This is a genomic window from Paracoccus versutus, from assembly GCF_000763885.1.
GTDB lineage: Bacteria > Pseudomonadota > Alphaproteobacteria > Rhodobacterales > Rhodobacteraceae > Paracoccus > Paracoccus versutus.
In genome coordinates, this window is record NZ_JRKO01000088.1 from 1 (window position 1) to 15,107 (window position 15,107).

The following is a 15,107-nucleotide window of genomic DNA, read 5'->3' on the forward strand; positions in this document are numbered from 1 at the left end:
TGTGGGTGGGGGGGGAAAGCGGGCCCGCGGGCCCAAAACCGCCGCCCGCGCGGCCGGCGGGTGGGGGGGGGGGAGGGGCGCCCAGACCGCCCCCTGCGGCTTGGGCCCCCCCGCCCCCCCCCCCACCCCCCCGCGGGCCGCGGGCGGGCCCCACCCCCGCCCCGCTCCCCCGGGCCCCGCCCCCGCCGCGCCGCGCCCCGCCTGGCAGGCCGCCGCCGATCCCGCCGCGCCCGAGGCCGCACCCCATGCCCGGCGCGGGCGGGCGCATCCCAACCCGCTGGTCGCCGCCCATGCCACGCTGCTGGAACTGGCGCCCGAGCTTGAGCGCGCCAATCCCCCCGCCCGCCCCGAGGCGCTGCGGGCGCGGCTGCAATCGGTGCTGGTCGAGGGGCGCGACGCCTCGGTCGCCGCCGGCGTGCCGCTGAGCCGGGCCGACCAGGGCGCCTGGTTCGTCGCCGCCCTGCTGGACGATCTGGCGCTGAACACGCCCTGGGGCGGGCAAAGCGACTGGCCCCGCCAGCCCCTGGTGACGCAGATGACCGGCGAGGTCGATGCCGGCACCCGCTTCTTCGACCGGCTGGAGGCGCTGATGCGCAACCCGGCCGGCGAACGCGACCTGCTGGAGCTGGCCTGGCTGTGCCTCTGCCTGGGCTTTCGCGGCAAGTATCGCGTGCAGGGCGGCGCGGGCGAAGGCGCGCTGGTGGCGCTGCGCGCCCAGATCGCCCGGCTGCTGCGCGACCCCGAACGCGAGGCGATGCCGCTGGCCCCGCATGGCGCCGGGGTGATCGCCCCCGACACGCCGCGCCGTTTCGCCGTGCCGCTGTGGACGCTGTGGCTGGGGGCGCTGGGGCTGGTCCTGGCGATCCATACGGGCCTGTCCATGCATCTGTCGGGCAAGGCGGAAAGCCTGTTCACCCAGGCTGCCGCCCTGCCCCCGGCCGAGCGCGCCGCGATCTTCCGCCCGGTCCGCCAGACGGTCGAGCCGGCCCCCGAACTGCCGGCGACGGTGATCGACCCGCTGCTGCCCGCCTTCGAGGCCGCCCTGCCCGCCGCCCTCCGCCCGGCGATGAAGGGGCGCGAGACCTCGGGCCTTGTCGTGCTGGTGGTGCAGGCCAGCGACCCCGAGGTGTTCCGCTCGGCCAAGGCCGCCCTCAACCCCGCCTATCAACCGCTGGTCGAGGCCATCGGCAGGACCGTCGTCGCCAACGCGCACCGCATCGGCGCGGTCGCGGTCAGCGGCCATACCGACAACGTGCCGGTGCAGCGCAGCAACCCCTTTGCCTCGAACCAGGGCCTGTCCGAGGCGCGGGCCGAGACCGTGGCACAGGCGCTGGCGGCGGCCGGCGTGCCCGCCGAACTCATCCGCGCCGAAGGCCGCGCCGACAGCCAGCCGGTGGCCGACAACGCCACCCGCGACGGCCGCGCCCAGAACCGCCGGATCGAGATCCGCATCGAAAAGAGGCAATAGATGCGCATCTTCAAGGCCATGTTCCGGTTCCTCCTGTCCCGCGGCTTCTGGACCTTCGTCGGGCTGGCGCTGCTGGCGGCGGCGATCTGGTTCTACGGCCCGCTGGTCTCGGTCGGCGAGGCGCCGCCGCTGGAAAGCGCAGAGGTCCGCGCGCTTTGCCTGGGCGCCATCCTGGTCCTGTGGCTGCTGATCCTGCTGCTGGGCCAGATCCGCGCCGCGCGGCGCAACCGCATGTTCGTCACCGAGCTGGCCGCGCCGCCGCCCCTGCCCGACGCGCCCGATGCCGCGGCCGAGATCGGCGGCAAGTTCCAGGAAATCCTGGCCACGCTGGCCCGATCACGCCTGGGCAAGCGGCGCTTCCTGCGCGAGATGCCCTGGTATGTCATCATCGGCCCGCCCGGCACCGGCAAGACCACGGCGCTGCGCCAATCGGGGCTGAACTTTCCCATCGCGCTGAACGACGACCTCAAGGGCATCGGCGGCACCCGCAACTGCGACTGGTTCTTTACCGAAACCGCCGTGCTGGTCGACACCGCCGGCCGCTATACCGACCAGTCGAGCGAGCCCGAGCGCGACGCGGCGGAATGGGCCGGCTTCCTCGACCTGCTCAAGAAGCATCGCGGCCGGCGGGCGCTGAACGGGGTGATCGTGGCGCTGTCGCTGGACGAGCTGCTGGGCCCCGAGGACGCGCTGCGCCGCCACGCCCGCGAGATCCGCAAGCGCCTGACCGAGATCGGCGAGCGTCTGGAGATGCAGCTGCCGGTCTATCTGATGCTGACCAAGGCCGACCGGCTGCCGGGCTTCGAGGCGTTCTTCGGCGCGCTGACCTCGGCCCAGCGGGCGCAGGTCTGGGGCGCCACCCTGCCCGTCGACGCCCTGCCCGAGCCCGAGGCGATCACCCGCGAGTTCCGCAGCCTCGCCGCCGTGCTGGAGGGCCGGCTGGACGCGCGGCTGGCCGAGGATGCCGACCTGCCGCAGCGCGCCGCGATCTTCCGCTTTCCGGCCGAGTTCGAACGGCTGGAACCGCCGCTGCGACTGCTGATCGACACCGCCTTCGGCGAAAGCCGCTACGAGCAGACGCCCTGGCTGCGCGGCTTCTACCTGACCTCGGCCACGCAGGAGGGCTCGCCCCTGGACCGGATGCTGGCGGGGATGGCGGCGGGCTTTGGCCTGGCGCCCGCGCCCATGCCGCATCGCATGATGGGCGAACGGCGGTCCTTCTTCCTGCACGACCTGCTGGCCGGGGTGATCTTTGGCGAGGCGGGGCTGGGCCTTTTCGATCCGCGCGCCGAAGAGCGCCGGACATGGATCTGGCGCGGCTCGGCCGTGGCGGCGGCGCTGCTGGTGCTGCTGGCGGGGCTGGGGTTTCTGTTCAACACCATGCGCCAGTCGGGCGCCGTCGCCGACCAGCAGCGCCTGCTGGCCGACCTGTCGGGGCGGCTCGCCAACGCCGCCTCGCGCCAGGCCCCGACCGAGCCGCTGGACCTGCCCGTCGCGCTGGACGCCATGACCGAGATCGAGGCGGCGCGGACGCCGGTGCCCGGCGGGCCCTTGGCGCTGATCGGCCCCTCGGCCGCGGCCGAGATCGAGGGCGCGGCCCGGCTGGCCCGCGAACGCGGGCTGCGCAACCTGCTGGAGCCGCGCATGGTCGCCTTTCTGGAAGCGACGATGTGGCGGCAGATCCGCGACCCGGATTTCCTGCTGGGCGCGCTGAAGGCCTATCAGATGCTGACCGGGCTGGGCCCCTATGACCGGGCCTGGCTGGCGGAATGGTGGCAGGAGGTGTTGCCCCGCTTTGCCGCCGAGACCCCCTTCCCGACCGAGGCCGCGCGCGCCTGGCAACTGGCGGCATTGGACCGGCTGGGCGGCGACGAAAGCCGCATCCAGGCCGATCCGCAGCTGGTCGAGGCCGCCCTGCAGGCGGTCTGCACCGTGCCCTTGTCGCTGCGCAGCTATCGCGCGCTGATGTCCGAGCCCGAGATCGCCGCCCTGCCCGACTGGATCCCGGCGGAAAAGGCCGGGCCGCTGGCGGGGCAGGTGCTGACGCGGCTGTCGGGCCAGACCCTGCGCCAGGGCATTCCCGGCGCCTTCACCTGGCAGGGCTTTCACGCCACGGTGCTGCCGATGCTGCCCAGCATGGCCGAGGCGGCGCTGAACGACCGCAAGGTCTTTGCCGGCGGCTGCGCGGAAAGCGCCGATGCCTCGGCCGCCTCGCTGCAGGCCGACATGATGAAGCTTTACCAGGACGATTTCATCAACGCCTGGGAAGGCTTCCTGCGCGACGTGCGGCTGGCGCCGATCCCCGACCTGGCCACCGCCACGGCGAACCTGAAGGACCTGGCCAGCCCCGACAGCACGCTGAAGCGGCTGCTGAACGCCGTCGTCGCCGAAACCGACCTGGCGCGCCCGCCCGAACAGGGCGACAGCCCCGAGATCAACCCCGGCGTGCTGAAGAAGGTGGCCGGCAAGCTGGGCCTTGGCGCGGCGGCCCGGATCGGCACCAAGGTCGCCGCCGCCGCCCGCCGTCCGGGCGAGCCCGAGCCGCCGCCCCCCGGCGCCGAGATCGCCCGGCATTTCGCCCCGCTCAAGGCCATCGTCGCCGAGGTGGACGGCAAGCCGCCGCTGATCCTGGACGCCGAGACCGCGCTGGGTGCGCTGTCCAAGGAGCTTTTGACCGTGCAGGCCAGCCCCGATCCGCAGGCGGCGCTGCTGTCGCGCGGCGGGCTGCCGCAGCTGACGGGCGACCTGCGCAATGTCGCGGCCACCCTGCCCGACCCGGTCAACGCCTGGCTGGGCGCCATCGCCGGCGACACGATCAGCGTCACGCGCGAGGCGATCCTGGCCCAGCTCAACGCGCGCTGGCGGGCGGACGTGCTGCCTTTCTGCCGCGCGGCGACGGGCGGGCGCTATCCCTTCGTCGCCGATTCCGCCATCGACGTGACGGTCAGCGACTTCCAGCAGCTTTTCGGCCCCGGCGGCCGCTTCGACGGCTTCACCAACGAGACGCTGGCGCCCTATGTCGACAGCAGCGCCCGGCCCTGGCGCTGGCGGGCCGACCTGGGGCTGGACGCGCGTACGCTGGCGCCGTTCGAACAGGCCCGCGCCATCCGCGACGCGCTGTTTCCGGGCGGCGCGGGGCCGGTCATGGCCTTTACGCTGGAGCCCAAGGATCTGACCCCGAATGCCGCGCGGGTGACGCTGAACGTGGACGGGCAGAGCCTGGTCTATTTCAACGCCGCCGCCCGGCCGATGCCGATGACCTGGCCGGGCAAGGACGGCACCAACCTGATCTCGCTGAGCTTCACCCCCGTCGATGGCACGGGCGAGGCGATCAGCACCGAAACCGGCGCCTGGGCCTGGCTGCGGCTGGTGCGCAAGGCCGGGCTGTCGCCCACCGCGCTGCCCGAGGTCTTTGGCCTGCGGCTGGGCATCGGCCCCTATGCCGCCCGGTTCGAGCTGCGCGCGGCCTCGGTCGAGAATCCCTTCGACCTCAGCATGTTCGGCGCCTTCCGATGCCCGGAAGCGTTCTGACCGCGCAGGCGGGCTTCTGGGGCAAGCTGCCGGCGCGCGGCGATTTCGTCGGCCGCGGCCTGCCCGAACCGTTCCGCCGCCGCTGGGACCGCTGGGCCGCGGCGCATCTGGCCGGGCGCGAGGGCTGGCCGCCGGGCGGGCTGCGGCTGCGCATCGCCTCGGGCGGGCGGGCGGCGACGGGGCTGGTGCTGCCCTCGGCCGATGCGGTGGGGCGGCGCTTTCCGCTGGCGCTGTTCCTGCTGGCCGACGGCCTGCCCGGACCCGAGGCGCTGGAGCCCTGGTGCGATGCCGTGCTGCAAGCCGCCGCCACGCCCGACCCCGAGGCGCTGTGGCAGGCGCTTGCGGCCCTGCCCGCGCCGGCCGGCAATGCCGAGGCGCCGCCGCTGCTGCTGTGGCGGCGGGGGGGTGCCGCGCTGGCCGCCGACCCCCAGGCGCCGGAGCCTGCGCTGGCGGCGATCTTCAGTTCAGGTTGACCTTGGAGCCCTTGACCGAGGTCTCGCCCGAGGCCTTCACGTCGATCTTGCCCGAGCCCTTGATCGTGATGTCCTTGCCCTCGATGGTGATGGTGCCGTCCTTCTTCAGCACGATGGCGGCCGAGCCGCAGGTCAGCGCGATCGAATCCGCCGCCACGACGGCCAGCGCCGCGCCCACGTCCAGCCCCATCTTGCCGGCGACCTTGTGCAATTCATCCGCGCCGACCGTGGTGGCCCGCTTGCCGGCGACGTCCAGCGACGAATCGCCGCCGACCTTCTCGACCCGGTTGCCGCCCGCCTTGTGGCTGCGGTTGCCGCCGACCTCGACGGTCTCGTTCCCCGCCACGTTGGTCGAGCGGTTGCCGCCCACCTTCCAGCCGTCATCCGAGGAGATGGCGTGGTTCTGCCCGGCCAGAACCGTCACGCCGCGCGCGCCGACGATGGTGTTGGTCTGCGCCGCGCCGACATTGCGCGTCTCGGTCGCGGCCACGCTGTCCACCCGCGCCGCCTTGACGGTGACGGTCTGCACGCCGCCCACGGTCTGGCTGTGCGCGCCGTCGATGGCCTCGGTGGAACTGGCGGCGACATGGATCGTCTCGGTCGCGCCCACGTCCAGGCTGCGATGGCCGCCGACCTTTTCCGTATCGTCCACCCCGATCGAGACCTGGCGGTTCGCGCCGATGGTGGTGAACTTGTCGTTGCCCACGCTTTCGCGCCGGTCGTTGCCGATGGACTGGGTGGCGTCGTTGCCGACATCCTCGATCCAGTCATGGCCGATGCGGCGGGTCTCGTCGTTCTTGATCAGCTCGTTATGGTCCTTCTGCGCCTGGAAATACACCTCCTCGGCGCCGGCCTTGTCCTCGAAGCGCAGCTCGTTCCAGCCGCCGCCGCCGGGCGAGCTGTTGGATTTCCAGCCCGATTGCGTGGCATTGCCGGGCAGGCCATAGGGCGGCACCTGCTCGGCATTGTAGACCCGGCCGGTGACGATGGGCCGGTCGGCATCGCCGTCCAGGAAATCGACGATCACCTCCTGCCCGATGCGGGGGATCTGGATGAAGCCCCAGCCCGCCCCGGCCCAGGCCTGGCTGACGCGGACGAAGCAGCTGGAATGCGCATCGCGCCGGCCCTTGCGGTCCCAGAAGAACTGGACCTTCACCCGCGCATGTTCGTCGGTATAGATCTCGGCCCCCGCCGGGCCGACCACCACGGCGGTCTGCGGCCCGCGCATCGGCCGGCGCGGCGTGCGGCGCTCGGGGCGAAAGGGGATGCGCGCGGGCGCGCAGACCAGCCGGACGTGATAGCCCAGCGGATCGCGCCCCTCCTGCCCGGCGCGCTGGCCGGCGCGAACCTGGTCGTCCCACATGCGATAGCGGGCGGACAGCACCAGGTGGCGGTCGTTTTCCGCCTCGCGCGGGAAACCCGCCAGGGTGAAGCTGCGCCCCGGCCCCAGCGGCCGGGCGGTGCCCTCGGCCGCGACGCGCTCGAAGGCGGCCTGCGCCTCTTCCAGCCGGATGCCGGCCAGGCGGTCGCCGCGCCCCAGGTCCAGGTGCCGGCCGGGATAAAGATAAGCCTCGCGCCGGTCGCCGGCATGGCCCTCGGGCCGGCTCGCCGTCGCCATCAGGTCCGAGGACGGTTTCAGGAAATCGTAATCGGTCTGCGCGAAGCCGCCGATCCGCACCGAGGCGCGCGGCACCCAGCCGGTCAGGTAGTCGCCTTCGCGCGGCGCGCTGGGGCTGTCGGGCTCATAGGCGATCTCCTCGGCCCCCGGCGCGGGCTTCATCGCCGCATTGGCATCGGCCAGCACGGTGACATGGCCGTCCTGGGAATGCTCGAAGAAATAGAAGATCCCCTCCTCCTCCATCAGCCGCTGGAGGAAGTCGAGGTCGCTTTCCTCGAACTGGACGCAATAGTCGCGGGGCGGGTAGCTGCCCTCCAGCCGCTTGTCCAGCACCACGTCGGGATAGGCGCGCAGCACCTCGTCGATGATGTCGGGCACCGAGAGGTTCTGGAAGATGCGGTTGTCGGTCGCCAGGCTCGCGAACCACAGCGCCGGGCGCAGAAGCAGCCGGTAGAAGGCGAAATCGTCGCGGATTTCGGCCAGGCCGAACTCGGCGACATGGCCGTCGAAATGCCGCGGCTCGCTGTCCTCGGGGCCCTTGACGGCAATGGTGGCGCGGGTGCCCAGCACGTCGGCCGCCTTCACCTCCAGCGTCTTGGCCGACAGGCGCAGCTCGAAGGCGAAGGGGGCCGAGACCTGTTCCTCGCCCTCCATGCGCTCGAAGGTGACGGGCTCGCCTATGGCGGGAATGGCGACGGTGATCTCGCGGGCGGATGACATGCTGACCTCCTGCCGATTGCCGGGCCCAGTATGACGCAAGCCGGGCGGATTGGCGAATGATTACAGCACCTGCGGGCAGGCAAGCCCCGCCAACAGGCGCCGGGCGGAAAGCGGGTTCAGCGGCCGTTCGAACCCCATTTCCAGAAACAGCCGCGCGCCTTCGGTGCGCAGGTCGATCAGGAAGCGCCGGCCGCCGTCGCGTTCGCGCAGCCGCAGGGGCGCCAGCAGGCGCATCAGCCCCCAGGGGCCGGGCTGCTGCAACCGGGCCGCGCCCTCGGGCGTGGCGAAGCTGACCTCGATCCCGGCGGCGGGATCGGCGCCCGGCCAGTCCAGCGCCACCGCATCCCCCGCCGCGCCCACCGGCCCGCCAGCGCCGCCGATCAGCAGCGTGGCCCGCCCGCGCTCGGCCAGGGCGGCGGCCGAGATGTGCAGCCCCGGCGCCAGCGCCGCCCCCGCCGTCAGCGCGCGTTGCAGAAAGGCGGCGCTGTCGGGGCTGAGCCCGGCAAAGCGCGCCTCGGGCTTCCAGCGCCAGGGATCGGCCTCGCGGTCCAGCAGGGTGGCGGCGCGCGCGGCCAGGAAACGGTCCATCGCGCCGCCCGGCCCGATCAGGGCGGCGACCGCGGCCGGATCGGCATCGGGCCCCTGGGCAAAGGGAAAGCGCCCGGCCAGCGCCGGGGCGCAAAGCGGCAGCACCTCGGCCTGCCAGGCGCGGGTCAGGGGGTTGGTCAGGTCGCTGGCCTCGGCCGCGCCGCTTTCGGCCAGCGTATCCTCGACCAGCCGGCCGATCAGCGGCGGCGCGTCGCGCAGCGCGCGGACCGTGCGCGCCCGCGCCTGCACGCCAAGCAGCCGGCGCTGCGCATCCGCCGCATCCGCGTCCATCGCCCCCAAGGCCACGTTCAGCTCGGCAAACAGCGCGGCGATCTGGGCGATGCGGCCGCTTTCGACATATTGGATCTCGGGGCCGAAGCGGACGGCGACGGCCAGTTGCAGCGCGTGCGGGCGGCTGCGATCGGTGCCGCCGGCCTGGCGCCAGACCTCGGCGATCAGCGCCGCCAGGGGCGAATCCGGCCGCGACAGCGCCCCCGAGACCAGCACCGCCCGCCGCCGGTCGTCGAAGGAGCGCAGCCGCAGGTCGCCCAGCCAGTCTTGCCAATGCTGCAAGGTCGCGCCCTGCAACAGCGCCATCACCCGGTCGGGGCTGTCGTTCTGCTGGGCGAGCACTTCGGCGAACAGCGCCGCGCCGGCCTGCCTTGCCGCCTCGACCGCCAGGCCCGCGCCGCGCGCGCGCGCCATGTCCCAGCCGGCAGCGGTGTAGAGCCCCGGCACCGGCCGGTCCAGCGGCAGGCCCGAGCGGCGCTCGGCAATATCCGCCAGCGCGGGCAGCGCCTGCGAGGGGTGCCAGGGCGGCAGCGCCGCCGCCTCGGCCGAACGGCGCAGCTCCAGGAAGGCGCGCTCGGGCTCGGGCGTCTCGGCCGCAAGGACGCGCGCCTGCGCCAGCAGTTCGGCATCGGGCGGCGCGATGGGGGTGTCGGGGCGGTGCGGCAGGGCCAGCAGATGCGGGGCAAGGCCGGCCAGGGCGGGATCGGCGCCGGCGCGATCCTCGGCCCAGCCGGCCAGCCAGGCGGGTTGCCAGTCGGCCGCACCCGACAGCACCGACCAGGCGCGCAGCGTGTCATAGGCGGCGGCCGGCTCGCCCTCGCCGGCCAGGGCGGCGTCGATGGCGCGGGCCAGGGCCGGCGGCAGGTGGCGGGCGCGCGCCTGGGCCAGCGCAGCGGCGGCGCGGCGGGCGGCATCGCGGCCAGTCAGCCAGCCCAGCGGACGCACCCACACCCGCGCCATGCCCGCCGCCACCTGCGCCTCGGCCCGCCGCAGCCGGTCGAGCCGCGCGCCCAGGTCGGCAAAGGGCGCATCGCGGTCCAAGCCCGCCGCCACAGCCTCGGCCTGGAACAGCCGGTCCAGCGCCCGGCTTTGCCCGGTCTCGACCCACAGCGCCCAAGCCAGCGCGGCCAGCAGCCAGGCCGCCGCCAGCACCGCCAGCATGGCGCCCCAGCCGGCGGGCCGGCTGCGGTCCAGCGCCTGGCGCCGCGCCTCGGTCCGGGCCAGGCAATCGGCCACCAGCGCGCGCACCGGGTCCAGCTCGGCCCCGCCGCGCCGCAGCGCCTCGGCCAGGCTGGCGCCGTCCATGGCGCCAAAGCCGCGCGCCGCACCCTGCCAGCCCGGCAGCGCCGGATTGGCCGCGCCCGCATCCTGCAAGAGCAGCGCCAGCGCCGCCCGCGCCGCCGCCACCGCCTGCGGCGGCAGGCCCGCGCGCAGCGCCTCGGTCCCGAAGCGGTCCAGCAGCACCCGCGCATGGCCGGCCAGCGCCGCCATGTCCTCGGCCACCCAGGGCAGTCGGTCGGCATAGGCCAGCACCGGCCCGGCCAGCCGTTCGGCGGCGGCGCTCAGAGCTTCCCCTCGGTCTGCCATTTGCGCAGCGTCTCCTCGCCGATCTCGAAATGCATCGAATCCTCGCGGCTGTTATAGGCGGCGCCCCAGAACCAGCCCTCTTCGTTGAAATATTCGGCCAGGATCAGCAGGCCGAACTGCGTCGCGCCATCGGCAAAGGGATCGAGCTGCCCCTCCAGCGTCAGGTCGATGGCCGTGCCCCAGGAATGGTTCGAGATCGACCGGGTCGAGCCGCGGATCAGCCGCGCGCAAAGCCCGCCGGCGGTGCCCAGCTTGGCATGGATGTCGGGATCGCTCTGCTCCAGCCGCTCCAGCACCCGCGCCAGGCTGTCGAGCGCGGGCTTCAGCATGGTCACGGTGATAGGCCCGACCTTGCGCGTCTCGATCAGCGCCCGCAGCCGGGGGTTGGTCACGGGCTGGCAATCGGTGTTGTAGCTGTCGCGCGGCGGTCCCAGGATCGCCAGCATGGTCGCATTGCGCGGCTGGGTGATGCCCTTGTTGAAGCGCGACTTGGCCAGCCGCATCTGCTCGGTCAGCGCCTCGGTCGGGGGCGGGCTTTCGAAATCCTCGCCGCCCAGGTCCGCCGGAGGGGCGGCCTGAAGCGGCGGCGCGACCGGGGCGCGGTTCGCCACCAGGCTCAGGTCGTCGCGCAGCTGCGCCAGATCGGCGCGCAGGCCCTGGCGTTCCACCCGCGCCTCGGCCAGCGCCTCGCGCAGCAGGGCCAGTTCCGCCTCTTGCCGGGACAGGCGCAGCTCGGTCGCCTGGTCGGCGCTGTCGAGAAACCAGGTGGTGACCGCAAAGGCGATGGCGCCGATCACCACACCGATCGCCACGATGATCGGCGCGGCCAGGCTGCCCGCCGGGCGCGGCGCGCGGGCCCGGCCGCGCCCCGGCATCGCGCTGCGCGCGGGCGGGGCGGTCGGCGGGGCGGGACGGCGGCCCATCTCAGCCCGGCCCGATGTCGACCACGATGACCGAGACATTGTCCGGCGCCCCCGCCGCCAGCGTCTGCTGCAACAGCCGGGCACAGGCGGCATCAGCGGGCGTGCCGGCGGCCAGCGCCGTGCCGGGCCGGGTCTCGTGCAGCGCCTGGGCCAGCGCGGCATCGGCCAGCACATGCGTCAGCCCGTCCGAGCAAAGCAGCAGCCGGTCCCCCGCCGCCAGGTCCAGCGCCGCCAGTTCCGGCGCCGCCCCCGCCCCCACGGCGCGGGTGACGATATTGGCCTGGGGGTGGTCGCGCGCCGCCTCGGGCGCCAGCCGGCCGGCATCGACCAGCTCCTGCACCAGCGAATGGTCGCGGGTCAGCCGCGCCAGCCGGTCCTCGCGCAGCAGATAGGCCCGCGCGTCCCCGGCCCAGGCCAGCGTCAGCCGCCCGCGCCGGATCACCGCCGCGACGGCGGTGGCGCCGATCACCGCGCCCTCGCTGCGGCCGCGCGCCGCGATCAGCGCATCGGCCGCGGCAAAGCGCGCGGCCAGCGCGGCGGCGGGGTCTTCGCCGTCGGCGACCGTCTCGAGCGCGTCGATCACCCGGTCTGCGGCATAGCCGCCCAGCCGGTGCCCGCCCATGCCGTCGGCCACCGCCCAGACCCGGCCCGAGGGATCGACCAGGATCGCATCCTCGTTCTGGTCGCGCACCGTGCCGCGATGGGTCAGCCCCGCGCCCCTGACCGACAGGCCGCGCCGGGTGATGGGACCGTTCACCGGGTGATCCTTTGCGGGCAAGGCAGCCTCATCCCGAACAATCGCGCAAGAATTGAAAACATCTTTAGTTTAGCGTAAAATAATCTTTCAGGGATGCAGTTTTTTTATGGTGATTCCCGTGCTGCGGACCGGCTTGGCCTTATTGTCCGGTATTTGCCTTCTGGTCGGTTCCGCCCAGGGGCAGGACTTGACCGAAGAACAGATCCTGCAACGCTTCGAGGCCCAGCGCGAGATGTATCGCGCCACCGTCCAGGGCCAGAAGACACGCGGGCTGGACATGATCGCCGTCCCCCAGGGCGGCGAGCCGGCAGGGGCCGAGGCGCCGGCAGAGGGCGGCACCGTGGTCTTCGGCGAGTTCGCACCCGAGCTTCAGGTCAATATCGCCATCCGCTTCGCCTTCGATTCGGCCAGCATCGCGCCCGACCAGCGCCCGCTGCTGGAAAAGATGTGCGGGGCCATGCGGCAGTCGGACGTGGCGCTGTTCCGCATCGTCGGCCATACCGACGCCAAGGGCTCGGACAGCTATAACGAGACGCTTTCGAAGCTGCGCGCCGAAGAGGTGCGCCGCTGGCTGGTCCAGGATTGCGGCATCGCCGCAGCGCGGCTGGAGGCGCTTGGCATGGGCAAGCGCTTCCTGGCCAATCCCGCCGACCCGGCGGCAGCCGAGAATCGCCGGGTCGAGTTCCAGGCATTGAGTTGACGCGACCGGCCGCCACGGCAGCGGCTGGATACCGATAAGAAGAACGCTTTCGACGGGCTGACGAAACCGGGGCGGCATCCCTGCCGCCGCATCGTTCGGGGAGGCAGGAACGTGACATCTGCAAGACGCGGCATCCGCCGGCCACGCCCCTTCGCCCGCCCGGCAGGCTGGATCGCGGCGCTTGCCGCGGCGGCCCTGCTGGCGGGGCCGGCGCAGGGCCAGACAGGGATCCCGACCGCAAGCCAGATCACCCAGGACAGCTACCAGCCGCCGATGCAGCGGCTGACCGGCGCGGTGGTGTTCAGCGGCTCGCCGGGGCTGGCCGCGCCCGAGGGCGCCGAGCGGCTGTCGATCCAGCTGGCCGATGTCCGGGTCGAGGGCGCCCTGCCCGGCAGCGAAACCCGCATCGCCGCGCTGCGCCAGCGCCTGATCGGCAAGCGGATCGCGGTGTCCGAGATCTTCGCCGCCGCCTCGGACCTGGAGGCGGGCTTCGTGCGCGACGGCTATGTGCTGGCGCGCGTGGTCATCCCGGCGCAGACGCTGGAGGATGGCGGCCCGCTGCGCCTGACCGTGGTCAACGGCTTTGTCGAGAAGATCGACACCAGCGCCGCACCCCCCGGCCTGCGCGCCCGGCTGGACGCCGTGACCGCGCCGCTGGTCGACCGCCCCACCCTGCGCCTGCCCGACATCGAGCGGCGGCTGCTGCTGGCGGGCGACATGTTCGGCGTCGCGCTGGGATCGGCGCTGTCCACCGGCGCCCGGCCCGGCGGCACGGTCATCATCCTGAACCCGCAATTCCGCACGATTACCGGCTTCGTCGGGCTGGACAACAGCTTCTCGCGCGAGCTGGGGCGGTGGAACCTCAGCGCCGGGGTCGAGCTGAACAACCAGCTCGGCCGGGGCGAGGTGTTCTACCTGCGCGCCTCGGGCCATCCCAAGCTGGGCGAGCGGGGCTATCTGGACGACCGGCCGCAATTGCGCACGCTGGCGGGCGGCGCGATGTTTCCGCTGGGCAACGACGGGCTGACCTTCGGGATCGAGGCGGCCAGTTCCAAGGCCGGGCCGGACAGCGGCGACGTGGCCACGGCCTCGGATTTCGACCGGCTGTCTTTGCGGCTGTTCTATCCGGTGGTGCGCTCGGTCAAGCGCAACATCTCGGTCACGGCGGCGCTGGACCTGCAACGCGACCGGCAGGATCTGGAAACCGGCGCCGGCGATTTCGGGATCTACAAGGACCGCACCCGCGTCCTGCGCCTGACCGGCGAGGGCAACTGGCAGCTTTCCGACCAAAGCGCGCTGCGCATGGCGGCCGTGCTGTCGGTGGGGCTGGACGCCCTGGGCGCGCGCAGCGCCGCCGAGGCGACGCCGGCCGAACCCCTGTCGCGGGCCGGCGCGGATGCGGATTTCCGCAAGCTGGAGCTGTCCTTCCGCTACGACCGCGACTTTCGCCAGGACTGGAGCATGGCGCTGTCGGGGCAGGCGCAGAGCGCCTTCGGCGACCCGCTGCTGTCGAGCGAGCAATTCGGCATCGCCTCGACCGAGGGGCTGTCGGCCTTTGACCTGGGCAGCCTTTCGGGCGATTCCGGCTGGTTCCTGCGCGGCGAGGTGGCGCGGCATTTCCCGGCGCAGGGCTTCGGGCATCCGCTGGTGGTCAGCCCCTATGTCTTTGCCGCCATGGGCGCGGTCCACCTGGAGAATCCCACCGCCGACGAGGCTGCGCGCATCGAGGCCAGCTCGTTCGGCATCGGCGTCGATCTGCGGCTGATCCGCGATCCCAGCTATTCCTCGGCGCTCATCAGGTTGGAATACGGCAAAGGGAACAGGGACGATGGCCAGGAAGATCCCTCGCGTTTCACGATCGTCAGCACCTATCGCTTCTAGCCCCGGCCGCAGGCTTTGGGCGGCGCTGCTCATGTGCAGCGCGCTGGTGCCGGGACCGCTGGCGGCGCAGACCCTGCCCAGCGGGCCGAACGTGGTCGGCGGCAGCGCCAGCATCGCCACGCCGAACCCCGGCGCCATGCGGGTCGACCAGCAAAGCGACCGCGCCATCATCGACTGGACCAGCTTCAGCATCGGCGCCGGCGGCTCGGTCCGGGTGCATCAGCCGGGGCGCGATGCGGCGCTGCTGAACCGCGTGACCGGCGACAGCCCGACCCGGATCGACGGCTTCCTGGGCGCGAACGGCCAGGTCTTCGTCGTCAACCGCAACGGCATCCTGGTCGGGCGCGAGGGGCGCATCGCCACCGCGGGCTTCGTCGGCTCGACGCTGGACATCTCGAACGAGGATTTCACCGCCGGCCGGCTGCGCTTTTCCGGCGACCGGCCCGGCAGCGTCGAAAACCGCGGCCGCATCGACATCATCCCCGGCGGCTATGCCGCACTACTGGGCGGGCGGGTCGCCAACAGCGGCACGATCCGCGTGCCGCTGGGCACGGTGGGGCTGGGCGCGGG

10 protein-coding genes are annotated in these 15,107 nt (G+C 73.1%); 6 read left to right on the plus strand and 4 right to left on the minus strand.

Translation table 11 applies throughout. The features are described 5' to 3' along the window. Positions 1 to 100 precede the first annotated feature (100 nt). From icmH to IT40_RS24360, 3 genes are read left to right on the plus strand one after another with little or no spacing between them, the layout of a single operon-like run. Positions 101 to 1,468, plus strand: a complete 1,368-nt coding sequence (gene icmH, locus IT40_RS24350) for a type IVB secretion system protein IcmH/DotU (RefSeq protein WP_052096281.1) — start codon at positions 101 to 103, stop codon at positions 1,466 to 1,468. After that, entirely contained in the window at positions 1,469 to 4,999 is a 3,531-nt protein-coding gene (tssM, locus tag IT40_RS24355) for a type VI secretion system membrane subunit TssM (RefSeq protein WP_036760601.1), read from the plus strand. Next, positions 4,981 to 5,472, plus strand: a complete 492-nt coding sequence (locus tag IT40_RS24360; protein WP_036760604.1) for a TagF domain-containing protein — start codon at positions 4,981 to 4,983, stop codon at positions 5,470 to 5,472. The genes tssM and IT40_RS24360 overlap by 19 nt, the downstream gene beginning before the upstream one ends. Here the strand turns inward: IT40_RS24360 and IT40_RS24365 are convergent. The 4 genes from IT40_RS24365 to IT40_RS24380 are packed head-to-tail and all read right to left on the minus strand — an operon-like array spanning position 5,459 to position 11,956. Continuing rightward, positions 5,459 to 7,810 (minus strand): type VI secretion system Vgr family protein, encoded by a 2,352-nt coding sequence (locus tag IT40_RS24365; RefSeq protein WP_036760606.1) that lies wholly within the window; start codon positions 7,808 to 7,810, stop codon positions 5,459 to 5,461. The genes IT40_RS24360 and IT40_RS24365 overlap by 14 nt on opposite strands. 60 nt (positions 7,811 to 7,870) lie before the next feature. Further along, positions 7,871 to 10,276 carry an ImcF-related family protein gene (locus tag IT40_RS24370; RefSeq protein WP_036760608.1) on the minus strand — a complete coding sequence of 802 codons (2,406 nt, stop codon included), beginning with the start codon at positions 10,274 to 10,276 and terminating at the stop codon, positions 7,871 to 7,873. Next, positions 10,252 to 11,199: a M15 family metallopeptidase gene (locus IT40_RS24375; protein WP_116171079.1), complete on the minus strand. Its 948-nt coding sequence runs from the start codon at positions 11,197 to 11,199 to the stop codon at positions 10,252 to 10,254. The genes IT40_RS24370 and IT40_RS24375 overlap by 25 nt, the downstream gene beginning before the upstream one ends. 1 nt (position 11,200) lies before the next feature. After that, on the minus strand, positions 11,201 to 11,956 hold the full coding sequence (locus tag IT40_RS24380) for a PP2C family protein-serine/threonine phosphatase (RefSeq protein WP_036760609.1): 756 nt from the start codon (positions 11,954 to 11,956) through the stop codon (positions 11,201 to 11,203). A gap of 187 nt (positions 11,957 to 12,143) precedes the next feature. Between IT40_RS24380 and IT40_RS24385 the strand changes: the two genes are divergently transcribed. The 3 genes from IT40_RS24385 to IT40_RS24395 all read left to right on the plus strand — a co-directional run. After that, positions 12,144 to 12,656 carry an OmpA family protein gene (locus IT40_RS24385; protein WP_052096282.1) on the plus strand — a complete coding sequence of 171 codons (513 nt, stop codon included), beginning with the start codon at positions 12,144 to 12,146 and terminating at the stop codon, positions 12,654 to 12,656. Between the two features lie 111 nt (positions 12,657 to 12,767). Then, positions 12,768 to 14,537: a ShlB/FhaC/HecB family hemolysin secretion/activation protein gene (locus tag IT40_RS24390; RefSeq protein ID WP_052096283.1), complete on the plus strand. Its 1,770-nt coding sequence runs from the start codon at positions 12,768 to 12,770 to the stop codon at positions 14,535 to 14,537. Between the two features lie 31 nt (positions 14,538 to 14,568). Continuing rightward, positions 14,569 to 15,107: two-partner secretion domain-containing protein (locus IT40_RS24395; protein ID WP_036760612.1), on the plus strand; the 539-nt coding region annotated here is incomplete at its 3' end.

What these genes read in the sequence shown, in the direction of transcription:
- tssM (WP_036760601.1), top strand. Translation starts at nt 1,469, where the DNA reads ATGCGCATCTTCAAGGCCATGTTCCGGTTCCTCCTGTCCCGCGGCTTC.
- IT40_RS24370 (WP_036760608.1), bottom strand. Translation starts at nt 10,276, where the DNA reads ATGGCAGACCGAGGGGAAGCTCTGAGCGCCGCCGCCGAACGGCTGGCC.
- IT40_RS24360 (WP_036760604.1), top strand. Translation starts at nt 4,981, where the DNA reads ATGCCCGGAAGCGTTCTGACCGCGCAGGCGGGCTTCTGGGGCAAGCTG.
- IT40_RS24375 (WP_116171079.1), bottom strand. Translation starts at nt 11,199, where the DNA reads ATGGGCCGCCGTCCCGCCCCGCCGACCGCCCCGCCCGCGCGCAGCGCG.
- IT40_RS24365 (WP_036760606.1), bottom strand. Translation starts at nt 7,810, where the DNA reads ATGTCATCCGCCCGCGAGATCACCGTCGCCATTCCCGCCATAGGCGAG.